The sequence below is a fragment of the Variovorax sp. GW821-FHT09B01 genome (assembly GCF_059418345.1).
The window spans coordinates 105,375-116,903 of record NZ_JBWKPQ010000025.1; the positions used below are offsets into that span (position 1 = coordinate 105,375).

The following is an 11,529-nucleotide window of genomic DNA, read 5'->3' on the forward strand; positions in this document are numbered from 1 at the left end:
TGAAATCTCTGTCGGCCTCATCGCCCGCGATAGACCGGCGGGCGCTTCTCCATGAAGGCACGCGGCCCTTCGCGCGCGTCCTCGCTGGCGAGCACGCTGGCCTTGGCCTGGTTCTCGAGCGCGAAGCCTTCGGCGAGCGACAGCCCGCTCGCGGCGCGCGCGGTGCGTTTGATCGCCTGCAGCGCGAGCGGCCCGTTGCGTGCGATGCGTTCGGCCAGCGCGCGCGCCTCGGTCAGCAGTGCCGGGCCCGGCACCACGCGGTTGACCAGGCCGATCTCGCAGGCCCGTGCCGCGTCGATGGGTCCGCCGCTCAGCATCAGTTCCATGGCCAGCGGCCACGGCAACTGCCGCGGCAGCCGCACCATAGAGCCCGCGAAGGGAATCAGCGCGCGCGTGGCTTCGGGCAGGGCGAATCGGGCGTGCTCCGCCGCGATGCGCAGGTCCGTGCCGAGCATCAGTTCGAAGCCCGCGGCCATGCACACGCCGTTGATGGCGGCGATCACGGGCTTGTCGAGTTCGAAGTCGCGCAGCCCCGAGGCCGCGAGCACGCGCGGGTCGGACAGCAGGCGCCGGTCCCATTCGTTCTCTGGCGCGCGGGCCCCGCTCATCAACGGCAGCGTGAGCGACAGGTCGCCGCCGGCGCAGAAGGCGCGCTCGCCGGTCGCCGTGACGATGGCCACGCGCAAGGCGTCGTCGGCCGCGAAGCGCATCACCGCATCCGCGAGCAGGCACAACATGCGCGGCGTCAGCGCGTGGTGCGTGGCGGGCGCATCGAGCGTGATGGTGGCGATCGCGCCGTCGATGTCGAGGCGCACCGACGGGTTCATGCGGCGTCTCCGGCGCGATCGTCGATCTCGTACGGGATCGCGAACGCGCGCATGAGCGCGTGCAGGCGCTCGGCGTCGGGTGCGGCATCCACCGCGGCGCGCCGGCGGAACCGCGCATGCAGTCCGCGCGCGCCGTCTTCCACCGCGACCGCCACGCCATCGAGCAGGCCGGCGTCGCGCAGGCGCTGCGTCAAGGCATGCTCGCAGGCCAGGGCCCGCAGCCGCGGCTTGTAGACCTTGCCGACGGGGGTCAGCGGGATCGCCGCGAGGATCTCGATGCGCTTGGGGAACGCGGGCCGCTCCGGAATGCGCGCGTTGGCGAAGGCCGAGAGCGCCTCGGCGTCGATCCGCGATCCCGGCCGCAGCGACACGTAGGCCACCGGCAGTTCGCCCGCGTACTCGTCGGGCTCGCCCACGGCCGCGGCCAGTTCGACCTCGGGATGCTGGAGCAGCGCCGCCTCGATCACCTGCGGATCGATGTTGTGGCTGCTGCGGATGATCAGGTCCTTGGCGCGCCCGGTCACGAACACGCGACGCTGCGCATCGACATGGCCGATGTCGCCGGTGATCAGCCAGCCGTCCTCGAAGGTGCCGGCGTTGCGGTGCGCTTCGGTGTAGCCAGGGCCTACGTTGGGGCCGCGCAGGCGCAGCACGCCGCTCTCGCCCGGCGCGCAGTCGCGGCCGTCGTGCGCCACGGCCTTGACCTCGGTGAACGGCAGCGGAATACCGCAGGAGCCGTGGACGCGCGGCGCGAGAAAGGGTTCGATGCTGACCACGCCTGCGCACTCGGTCATGCCGAGGATGTTGCGCACCGGGATGCCGAACTTCCGCTCGAAGGCGTTGGCCAGTTCATTGGGCAGCGGCGAGCCGCCGGTGAGCAGGGCGCGGACGCGGGCATGGCCTTCGGGTTCGGCCTCGAGGCCGAGCAGCGTCGCGATCACGGTCGGCACCGTGGCGAGCAGGCTCACGTCGTGCTCGCGCACGACGCTCCAGTAGCGCCGCACCAGTGCCGGGTTGCGCAGTCCGAGCAGGGTCGGCAGCACGATCCGTGCGCCGCTCAGCAGCGCCGAGAGGCCGTAGACAAAGGAGCCGGCGACATGGAACAGCGGGAAGCCGTTGAGGATCACGTCGTCCTCGCGCATCGCGTAGAGCTGGGCCGCGCTCCAGGCGGCATGCAGCTGGTTGCGATGCGTGTGCTGCGCGAGCTTGGGCGCGCCGGTCGTGCCGCCGGTGTGGAAGAGGGCGGCGAGGCCGTCGGCGGATCGTGTCGGGCGCGCGAGCGACGCATCCGGCGGCATCCGCGACAGGGCCGCGTCGAAGTCGGTCGCGCCCGGTGCCCCGCCGACCGCGAGCACCTGGCGCAGCGCGGGGCAAGCGTCGGCCAGTGTCGCGGCGCGCGACCAGATGTCGAGCTCCGGATGCGGTCCCAGCGCCACCAGGATGTTCGCGCCCGAGGCCCGCACGAGTTCGGCCAGGTGCGCGGCGTCGAGCAGGTAGTTGATCGGGCAGACGAGGCCCGCGGTCTCGGCGCCCAGCAGCGTCAGCCAGGCCTGTGGGATGGCCGGCAGCAGCATCGCGACGCGCGGTGTCTCGTCGGGCACGAGGCTGGCGAAGAGATTCGCGGCGCGGCGGATGTCGGCGAGCAGGTCGGCGTAGCACCAGTGCCGCGGCGGCGTCGCGGGATCGGCGTCGAGCAGGTAGCTCAGCGCGATGCGCGCGGGATGCAGGGCGGCGACCTCGCACAGCGCGTCGTACACGTGGCCGTGGGCCATGAAGGAGGCGTAGGGCCGCGCTTCGATGCGCGCGAGGTCCTCCGCATCGCGGATCCGGTGGTGTTGCATGGGTCGATGGGGCGCGGTCGGCGCCCGTTCCTTGTTCTCAGTCGCCGCGGAACCCGGAGGCCTTCACGACCGCGGCCCAGCGTGCCGCTTCCTCGCGCAGCATGCGGTCGGTGTCGGCGCGGCCCGCGCCGACGATGCTGAAGCCCGCTTCCACGAGTCGGGCGCGCGCGTCCTCGGGCTGGACGGCCTTCACGGCCTCGGCGCCGAGCAGGTCGAGGAGGGCCGGCGGCGTGCCCTGGGGCGCCATCAGCGCGAACCAGGAGGAGATGTCGATCTTCGGATAGCCCGACTCGGCCATGGTCGGCACCTCGGGCAGCAGCGGCGAGCGCCGCGGCGCGGTGGTGGCGAGCGCGCGCATCTTGCCGCCCTTGATCTGCGCGTTGCCGAGGGCCGTGGAAACGAACGCGGCCGCGACGTCGCCCGAGAGGATGGCCGTGACCGCGTCGCCGGTGGTCCGGTAGTGCACCGGCTCGACCTGGAAGCCGGCCGCCTCGCCGAACAGCTCGGCGCCGAAGTGGCCCGAGGTGCCGGCGCCGAAGGTGCCGAAGTTGAGCCGGCCGGTCTGCGCGCGCGCCGCCTTGACGAAGTCCGCCACCGTCCTGTGCGGCGAGTTCGCGGGCACGGCCAGCAGGAAGTCGACGCGCGCGACCTCGCTGATGCCGGTGAGCTCGCGGCTCGGCGCGTAGCCGAGCTTGCCGAAGGCGGCCGGCGCGATCGAGATCGAGCCGACCTCGCCGAGCAGCAGCGTGTAGCCGTCGGGCACGGCCTTGGCGACCGTCAGCGCCGCGATCTGCCCGCCGGCGCCGGGCTTGTTGTCGACCACCACCTGCTGCTTGAGCAGCTCCGACAGCCGGATCGCGAACAGCCGCGCCAGCACGTCGGGCGCCGTGCCGGGTGCGTAGCCCACGGCCAGGCGGATCGGGCGGTCGGGATAGGCCTGCGCGCGGGCGGCGAGCGGCCACTGCGCGAGGGTGGGCACCAGGGAGGCGGCCAGCAGGGTGCGGCGTGAGAGCGTCATGGGGGATTCCTTTGGCCGCCAGTGTCGCGATGGGAGGCTTTTCGTCTGTCCCCTGCGATGTAGACAGGGCGCGCCCTGAGGGGGAAAACCCGGTGCGGCCGGAAGGCGGCACGCCGATAGGCTCCGTGCATCCCACCGGCCGTGCCCATGCAGCTCATCCCCCTTTCGTCCGCCACGCCCGCGCTCGCCACCAGCGCGGACGGACGCGCCGTGGATGCCATGGCCGGACTGATCGCCTGCATCGGTGCCCAGGGCTTCGCCAACGACGCGCTGGCGCAGCTCAACCGCTGGCTGCCGGTCTCATGGCTGTCGGTGTTCCGGCTGTCCGACCATGCGCCGCCGCGCATGCCGGCTTCGGGCAGCTACCGCGCGCCCGACGGCACCGCGGAATCGTGGGCGGTGTACCGGTCGTCGCTGTACCGGCAGGACCAGACCTTCCTCGCGGCGCGCGAGCAGATCGGCCAGGCCCGCTGCACGCTCGTGCACTGGCATGCGAAGGAGATCCCGGCCGCGCATCGCGAGCGCATCTACACGCGGCACGGCCTGCGCGAGCGGCTCTCGGTGGTCTGCAAGGACAAGGACGACGGCCTGCTGGCGATCAACCTCTATCGGCACGAGAGCCTGCCGCTCTTCACGGGCGAGGAGATCGAGTGGGTCGGCATGGGCGCGCCGATCCTGACCTCCTGCGTGCAGCGCCACCTCGATCTCGCCGGTGCGCGCGAGCAATCCTTCGACGCCAGGCTGTCGGTGCTCACGCGCAGGGAGCGCGAGGTCTGCGAGCGCATGCTGAAAGGCTGGACCTACGAGGGCATCGCCAACGACCTCGGCATTTCCGCCGGCACGGTCAAGACTTTCAGGGACCGGGCCTTCGATCGCCTGGGCATCCACCACCGCAACGAGCTGTTCGCGCTGGTGCTGGTGAATACGCCCTAGAGGTGCAGCGCCGCGAGCGCGCCGATCGCGATGCCGGCGAGCGCCACGCCGTACATCGCGCGCTCCAGCCACTTCCTGCGGGTCAGCAGCGCGATGGCCGCGAGGGCGATCGACACCTGCAGCACCGTGGTGGCCTGCGCCCAGCGGTGGTGCTGGTGCATCTGTTCCTCGGAGGCCGTGTCCCAGCGGACGGACTCGTCCTCGAGCTTCTTCGCCGCGGCCTGGATCTCGCCCTTCTCCTGCTCGTAGCGCGTGACCTTCGCCTGCCAGCCCTGGCGGCGACCGTCATCGGTGGCGGTGTCGCGCGCGAACTCGGCCAGCGCCTGCTTGGTGCTCTTCGACTGGAAGTAATTCCACTGGTTCGAGGCCTCGGTCTTCTTGATGGCCGCGTTGTTCTTGTAGAGCCCGGCGTTGGCCTGCGTGGCACCGCCCATGTACGAGAAGATCGCGCCGATGGTGGCGATGGCCGCGGTGCAGACGGCGATCTTTCCCGTGACGCTCATGCCGGCGCCTTCGGCCGCATCGCCGTGGCCATGGCCGTGACCGCCGGTAGCGGCATGTTCGAGTTCGTGGTCGTGCGGGCCGTGCACGTGAAATCCGTGTCCTGACATGGGGTCCTTTGTTTTCAGAAAGATCTGGACGGCGCGGGAGTATGCACGGGCGCGACGCCGTTGCGGCCTTGGGGAAAGTCCTGTCGGCTGGGGCTGCCTGCCAGGGGCGGCCGCGGGTTCACTTCCATAATGGCGGCCAGTCCATCTCTCTCGAGCCTTCCGCAGACATGTCCGTCACCAAAGCCGCCACGCCGCGTCGCGCCCCCCGGGGCGAAAAATCCGAGCGCACCCAGGCGAGCCTGCTGGCGGCGGCGCGCGAGGTCTTCGCCGAGCGCGGTTTCGAGCGCTCGACGACCTCGGAGATCGCCCAGCGCGCGGGTGTGTCGGAGGCGACGCTGTTCACCTACTTCGAGAGCAAGCGGCGCCTGTGTATCGACGTGGTGGGCCGCTGGTACGACGAGATCAGCATCGAGCTCGAGGAGCAGGTGCCGGCGATCGCCGGCTTCGAGGCCAGGCTGCGCTTCGTGATCCAGCGGCATCTGACCCATCTGATGGGCGACGGCATCGGGCTGTGCGCGCTGGTCCTCGGCGAAGGGCGGATGGTCGATGCCGAGTTCTCCGGGCTCATCGCCGAGCTCAAGCGGCGCTACACCTCGTCCTTCATGGCCGCGCTGAGCGAGGCGCGCGAACTCGGCGAGGTGCGTGGCGACGTGCCGCTGCGCCTGATGCGCGACATGGTGTACGGCTCGATGGAACACGTGCTGTGGGACTACGTGACCACGGGCACCAAGCCCTCGATCGCATCGACGGCCTCGCAGCTGACCGCGATGCTGATGGCGGCGTTCGCGCTCGAAGCGCCGCCGGCGCGCGCTGCCCGCCGCTTCCAGTCCGATGTGCTCGCGGCGGTGCGCCGGCTCGAGCGCGACGCGGGCTCGGCCGAAGACGCCGCCTAGCGGATCGGCCCGGCGGCCTCGGTCGTAGATCGCTGTCGCCCTTCAAAAAATGAGTCAGGCTCAAGCCGTTGATGTGCGGCTGGCGTAAGCATGCCTGTTGCCAAGCTGAAATCTTCGCATGTATAGTTGAGCAGAACTCAATTTAAGGTGCGGAGACCACGATGGGACACGGTGACCCGGAGATCCAGCGCGCATTGCGCTCGGTTTCCCTCGACGACAAGTACGACGGCGGCAGCGGCGTGGCCTACCTGAGCGGCACTCAGGCGCTGGTCCGGCTGCTGCTGAACCAGGGGGAGCGGGATCGCCGCGCGGGGTTGCGCACGGGCGGCTTCGTCAGCGGCTACCGCGGCTCGCCGCTGTCGGGGCTCGACCAGGCGCTGTGGGGTGCGCAGGCCCGGCTCGAGGCGCGGGACATCCGGTTCCAGCCGGCGATCAACGAGGACCTGGCCGCCACGGCCTGCTGGGGCACGCAACAGCTCGCGCTGTTTCCCGAGGAGGCCAAGGTCGATGGCGTCTTCGCCCTGTGGTACGGCAAGGGGCCCGGCGTCGACCGCAGCGGCGACGCGCTCAAGCACGGCAATGGCGCCGGCACCTCGCGGCTCGGCGGCGTGCTGGTGCTGGCGGCCGACGACCACACGGCCAAGTCCTCGACCTTCGGCCACCAGAGCGAGCAGGCGCTGGTGGCGGCGTTCATCCCGGTGCTGTACCCCAGCAGCGTGCAGGAGTACCTCGACCTCGGCGTGCATGGCTGGGCGATGAGCCGCCACAGCGGCCTGTGGGTAGGCATGAAATGCGTGTCGGACGTGGTGGAGACGACGGCGGTCGCCGACGTGGACCCGCAACGGGTGACGGTGAAGCTGCCGGACGCGGGCGAAGCGCCATCACAGGACCTGCACATCCGCTGGCCCGACGTCTGGGCCGAGCAGGAACCGCGCATCGTGCGGCACAAGCTGCCCGCCGCGCTCGCCTACTGCCGCGCCAACGGGCTCAACACGATCGCGTTCAAGACCGCCTCGTCGAGGCTGGGCATCGTGTGCGCCGGCAAGAGCTACAACGACGTGCGCGAAGCCTTGCGCCTGCTGGGATGGACCGACGCGCAGGCGGCCGAACGCGGGGTGGCGGTGCTCAAGCTCGGCATGGTCTGGCCGCTGGAGCCGGAGATCGTGCGCGAGTTTGCGAGCGGTCTCGATGAGCTGCTCGTGGTCGAGGAGAAGCGCCCGTTGGTCGAGCAGCAGCTCAAGGACGAGCTCTATGCGGACGCGGTCGAGGGCCACAAGGCCATCCGCATCTCGGGCAAGAGCCGTGGCGGCATCGGCGGGGAGTGGAGCGTGGGCGCCGCCGAGCGCCTGCTGCGCAGCGACTACGAGCTCACGCCGCCGGAGATCGCCGCCGCGATCGCGGAGCGCCTGGGTCTTCCGGTGAATGCCTTCGAGGCCGACCCGCGCGGGGCGGTACACGGAGCATCGACGGCGCCGGCCGCGGTGCGCAAGCCCTATTTCTGCTCGGGCTGCTCGCACAACACCTCCACCGTGGTGCCCGAGGGATCGCGCGCCATGGCCGGCATCGGCTGTCACTACATGGCGAACTGGATGGACCGCGATACCAAGGCCTACACCCACATGGGCGCCGAGGGCGTACCGTGGATCGCGCAGCGCCTGTTCTCGACGCGCAAGCACATCTTCGTGAACCTCGGCGACGGCACCTACTTCCACTCGGGGTCGCTGGCGATCCGGCAAGCGGTGGCGGCCGATGCCTGCGTGACCTACAAGGTCCTGTTCAACGACGCGGTGGCCATGACGGGCGGGCAGCCGGTGGAAGGCCAGCTCACCGTGTCGCGCATTTCCGAGCAGGTCGCCGCCGAGGGCGTGCGCCGCATCGCGGTCGTCAGCGACGACATCGGGAAGTACCGCGACGCGGGCACGCGCTTCGCCGCCGGGACGACGGTGCACGACCGCGGCGAGCTCGACCGCGTGCAGCGCGAACTCGCGGCCTTCGAGGGCGTGTCGGTGCTGATCTACGACCAGACCTGCGCGAGCGAGAAGCGCAGGCGCCGCAAGCGCGGCAGCTATCCCGACCCGGCCATCCGCTACGTCATCAATCCAGAGGTGTGCGAGGGCTGCGGCGACTGCTCGGTCAAGAGCAACTGCCTGTCGGTGGAGCCGCTTGAGACGGAGCTGGGACGCAAGCGCAGGATCAACCAGTCGTCCTGCAACAAGGACTTCTCCTGCGCCCAGGGCTTCTGCCCGAGCTTCGTGGCGGTGAAGGGCGGCAAGCTTCGCTCGAGCCCGTCCAGGAGCGACGTGCTCGCCTGGGAGCCGCCGCCCGAGCCGGTGGTGCCCGAGCTCGACGGCACCTGCGGCATCCTCGTCAACGGCGTCGGCGGAACCGGCGTGGTGACCATCGGCAGTCTGATCGGCATGGCGGCCCACCTGAGCCATCGCGGCTGCAGCGTGCTCGACATGGCGGGGCTCGCGCAGAAGGGTGGGGCGGTGTGGAGCCACGTGCAGCTCGCGCCCACGCAGTCGGCGATCCTGTCGTCGCGGATCGCGTCGGCGCAGGCCGACGTGCTGATCGGCTGCGACCTCGTCGTGAGCGCGCATCCCGACAGCCTCGGTCGTCTGCGCGAGGGCCGCACCCGCGCGGTGGTGAATCTCGACGTGGCGCCGACCTCGGAGTTCGTGAAGAACGGGGACTGGAACCTGCCGACGCAGGCGCTGAAGGCGTCGCTGGAAAAGGCCTGCGGTGCGGATGTCCAGTGGTTGAAGGCGCAGGAGACGGCCACCTGGGCGCTCGGCGACGCCATCTACGCCAACCTCGTCATGCTCGGCTTCGCCTGGCAGAAGGGCTGGATTCCGCTGTCGTCGCAGGCGCTCGAACGCGCAATCGAACTCAACGGGCAGCAGGTCGAGAAGAACATGCAGGCGTTCCGGCTCGGCCGCTGGTGGGCGCACGACGCGCCGCGCGTGCTCGCCGCGATGAAGCCCGCGAGCACGGTGCAGTGGCTGCCGCGCATCAACCGTACGCCCGAGGAGACCGTCGCGCGTCTTTCCGAGCGGCTGGTGGCCTATCAGGGGCCGGCGTATGCGCGCCGGTTCGCCGCTTTCGTGCAGCTCGTCGACAGCCAGTGCACCGATGAGACGCACCGCAAAAGCTTTGTTGTTGCAGTGGCGCAGAACCTTTTCAAGCTCATGGCCTACAAGGATGAGTACGAGGTCGCGCGCCTTCATTCCGATCCGGAGTTCATGGACTCGATCCGCCGCCAGTTCGACGGAGAGATCCAGCTGCAATATCACCTCGCGCCGCCCCTGCTCGCCAGGAAGAACGACAAGGGCGAGCTTCAGAAGAGGGCCTACGGCGCCTGGATGGGCCGGGCCTTTCGCGTGCTGCGGCACGGCAAGGTGCTGCGCGGCACGCCCTTCGACATCTTCGGCTACACGCACGAGCGCCGCACCGAGCGCGCGCTCGTCGAGGAGTACCGCGCCGCGGTCGGCGCCGTGGTGGCGCACCTGGGCAGCCATGCGTCGGAGTGCCTGGAACTGGCGCGCTTGCCGCAGCAGATCCGCGGCTATGGCCATGTGAAGGAGCGCGCGGTCGCGGCGGCGCGGGCGCGCCAGGCCGAGCTCTTCGAGGCCATCACCGGCAAGCCGCTGCCGCCGGGCCCGATGGCCGAGGGCTATGGCAAGTACCTGGAGTACGGCTGGTGACGAGCGCATCGCAAACGACGGATCGGCGCAGCCGCAGCGCGGTGCGCGCGGCGGAAGGCATCCTCTCGACGCTGGTCGACGGCGTGTGGCGCATCCAGATCCATCGGGCTTCCAAGCGCAACGCGCTCACGATGACCATGTTCAGCGCCCTGGCCGAGAGTCTGGCGCTGGCGCAGGCCAATGACGCCGTGCGGGCGATCACCTTGTCCGGCCTCGGGCCCAACTTCTGCGCGGGCCACGACCTTAGCGCCTTCGACAGCTGGCCGCAGGGCCCGGGAGACCCGGTGCCGCGCTTCCTTCATGCATTGGCCGATGTGCGCAAGCCGCTGCTCATCGGTGTGCACGGATCGGCCGCCGGCATCGGCGTGACGATGCTGCTGCATGCGGACTGGGTGATCGCGACCTCCGACGCGGTCATGAAGCTGCCGTTCGTCGACCTGGGCATCGCTCCCGAGGCCGGGAGCTCTCTTCTGCTTGCGCGAGCCATCGGCGCGCTCAGGGCGAGGCGCCTGTTGCTGGGCGGGGAGGCCTTCACCGGACAGCAGGCCCACGATTGGGGACTCGTCTCGGAGCTGGCACCCGCGAATGAACTCGCGACCTGCCTGCAGCACAGGGCCCTCGCGCTGGCGGCCAAGGATCCGAAGGTCTATGGCCGCATCAAGGCGCTGCTGGTCCCGGCCGGCGAGGTGCGCGCGCGCATCGACGAGGAAATCGACCTGATCAACATCTGCGTGGCCGAGCGCCGCGCCTTGCAGACCTTATGAATCCCGCCATGACAGCACAGACACCGCGCAAGGCGCACATCGTGTATGCCCACCCCGAGCCGCAGTCCTTCGTCGCGGCGATGCGCGACCGGGTGTCCGAGCGGCTGACCGCCGGCGGCTGGCAGGTCGGGCTCTCGGATCTCTATGCCATGGGCTTCAACCCGGTGGCGAGCGCGGCCGACTTCGTCGAACGCGAAAAGCCCGAGTACCTGGTCTATTCGCTCGAGCAGCGCCATGGATGGCAGCGCCGGGCCCTGGCCCCCGACATCCTCGCGGAGGTCGAGGCCGTCGGGGAGGCCGAGTTGCTGGTGCTCGTGTTTCCCGTGTTCTGGTTCTCGGTGCCGGCCATCATGAAGGGCTGGATCGATCGGGTGTTCCTGTCCGGGCTCTTCTATGGCGGCAAGCGCATCTACGACCGCGCCCCCATGGCGGGCAAGCGCGCCCTGGTGGTCACCTCGCTGGGCGGGCGCAGTCATATGTTTGGCGAATCCGGTATCCACGGGCAGATCGACGTGATGCTGCGGCCCTTGCTGCAGGGCTCGCTGGGCTACGTGGGCTATGAGGTGTTCAAGCCCTTCGTGGCGTACCACGTGCCCTATGTGACGCACGCCGAGCGAGGCGCGATGCTAGAGCAGCTCGGCAGGGAGACGGATGCGCTGTCGCAGCGGGAGACGCTGGTCTTTCCGTCGCTCGATGCGTATGACGATGTGCTTCGTCCCGTGGCGCAATGCGTGGGAGAGACGAGGTAGGCCGGGCGATCCACAGGAGGCCGAGAAATTTTTTTCTTCGGAAGTAGACGTTCAGGCCGAAAGCTGTGCATAATCGAGGGCTTCGCTGGACGGCTTCAGCGGCGGATGACGGAAGTTGTTCTGCTGGTGGTTGAAGGTGAAGAGGTTGAAAAAAGTTTGACGGTTCTTTAAAAATCGTGTTAGACTACA

The 11,529-nt window shown here is 69.8% G+C and carries 9 protein-coding genes; 5 read left to right on the forward strand and 4 right to left on the reverse strand.

What is annotated here, in order from left to right; all coding sequences use genetic code 11:
* Positions 1-17: 17 nt before the first annotated feature.
* From AC07RV_RS38685 to AC07RV_RS38695, 3 genes are read right to left on the reverse strand one after another with little or no spacing between them, the layout of a single operon-like run.
* Positions 18-827 carry an enoyl-CoA hydratase/isomerase family protein gene (locus AC07RV_RS38685; RefSeq protein ID WP_296787332.1) on the reverse strand — a complete coding sequence of 270 codons (810 nt, stop codon included), beginning with the start codon at positions 825-827 and terminating at the stop codon, positions 18-20.
* A complete protein-coding gene (locus AC07RV_RS38690) occupies positions 824-2,668 on the reverse strand; it encodes an AMP-binding protein (protein WP_296787334.1) in 1,845 nt (614 codons plus the stop codon). The genes AC07RV_RS38685 and AC07RV_RS38690 overlap by 4 nt, the downstream gene beginning before the upstream one ends.
* A 37-nt stretch (positions 2,669-2,705) precedes the next feature.
* The gene (locus tag AC07RV_RS38695) at positions 2,706-3,686 is read right to left on the reverse strand and encodes a Bug family tripartite tricarboxylate transporter substrate binding protein (protein ID WP_208508000.1); all 981 of its coding nucleotides are present in this window, start codon (positions 3,684-3,686) and stop codon (positions 2,706-2,708) included.
* A 147-nt stretch (positions 3,687-3,833) separates the two neighbouring features.
* On the opposite strand from AC07RV_RS38695, the gene AC07RV_RS38700 reads away from it, so the two are divergent.
* Complete coding sequence (locus AC07RV_RS38700; protein ID WP_296787337.1) at positions 3,834-4,619, forward strand: helix-turn-helix transcriptional regulator; 786 nt, start codon at positions 3,834-3,836, stop codon at positions 4,617-4,619.
* On the opposite strand, the gene AC07RV_RS38705 is transcribed toward AC07RV_RS38700, so the two are convergent.
* A complete protein-coding gene (locus AC07RV_RS38705; RefSeq protein ID WP_296787339.1) occupies positions 4,616-5,230 on the reverse strand; it encodes a DUF4337 domain-containing protein in 615 nt (204 codons plus the stop codon). The two genes, AC07RV_RS38700 and AC07RV_RS38705, sit on opposite strands and share 4 nt — an antisense overlap.
* Positions 5,231-5,397: 167 nt before the next feature.
* Here AC07RV_RS38705 and AC07RV_RS38710 point away from each other — a divergent pair, with 167 nt between their 5' ends.
* The 4 genes from AC07RV_RS38710 to AC07RV_RS38725 all read left to right on the forward strand — a co-directional run bounded on the left by AC07RV_RS38710 (position 5,398) and on the right by AC07RV_RS38725 (position 11,340).
* Positions 5,398-6,123, forward strand: a complete 726-nt coding sequence (locus tag AC07RV_RS38710) for a TetR/AcrR family transcriptional regulator (protein ID WP_296787341.1) — start codon at positions 5,398-5,400, stop codon at positions 6,121-6,123.
* Positions 6,124-6,284: 161 nt separating this feature from the next.
* A complete protein-coding gene (locus AC07RV_RS38715; RefSeq protein WP_296787344.1) occupies positions 6,285-9,827 on the forward strand; it encodes an indolepyruvate ferredoxin oxidoreductase family protein in 3,543 nt (1,180 codons plus the stop codon).
* Positions 9,824-10,591, forward strand: a complete 768-nt coding sequence (locus AC07RV_RS38720; protein WP_296787346.1) for an enoyl-CoA hydratase-related protein — start codon at positions 9,824-9,826, stop codon at positions 10,589-10,591. Before AC07RV_RS38715 ends, AC07RV_RS38720 begins: the two co-directional genes overlap by 4 nt.
* Before the next feature lie 8 nt (positions 10,592-10,599).
* On the forward strand, positions 10,600-11,340 hold the full coding sequence (locus AC07RV_RS38725) for an NAD(P)H-dependent oxidoreductase (RefSeq protein ID WP_296787348.1): 741 nt from the start codon (positions 10,600-10,602) through the stop codon (positions 11,338-11,340).
* The last annotated feature ends 189 nt before the right edge of the window (positions 11,341-11,529 follow it).

What these genes read in the sequence shown, in the direction of transcription:
- AC07RV_RS38725 (WP_296787348.1), top strand. Translation starts at nt 10,600, where the DNA reads ATGACAGCACAGACACCGCGCAAGGCGCACATCGTGTATGCCCACCCC.
- AC07RV_RS38690 (WP_296787334.1), bottom strand. Translation starts at nt 2,668, where the DNA reads ATGCAACACCACCGGATCCGCGATGCGGAGGACCTCGCGCGCATCGAA.
- AC07RV_RS38715 (WP_296787344.1), top strand. Translation starts at nt 6,285, where the DNA reads ATGGGACACGGTGACCCGGAGATCCAGCGCGCATTGCGCTCGGTTTCC.
- AC07RV_RS38700 (WP_296787337.1), top strand. Translation starts at nt 3,834, where the DNA reads ATGCAGCTCATCCCCCTTTCGTCCGCCACGCCCGCGCTCGCCACCAGC.
- AC07RV_RS38705 (WP_296787339.1), bottom strand. Translation starts at nt 5,230, where the DNA reads ATGTCAGGACACGGATTTCACGTGCACGGCCCGCACGACCACGAACTC.
- AC07RV_RS38710 (WP_296787341.1), top strand. Translation starts at nt 5,398, where the DNA reads ATGTCCGTCACCAAAGCCGCCACGCCGCGTCGCGCCCCCCGGGGCGAA.
- AC07RV_RS38685 (WP_296787332.1), bottom strand. Translation starts at nt 827, where the DNA reads ATGAACCCGTCGGTGCGCCTCGACATCGACGGCGCGATCGCCACCATC.
- AC07RV_RS38695 (WP_208508000.1), bottom strand. Translation starts at nt 3,686, where the DNA reads ATGACGCTCTCACGCCGCACCCTGCTGGCCGCCTCCCTGGTGCCCACC.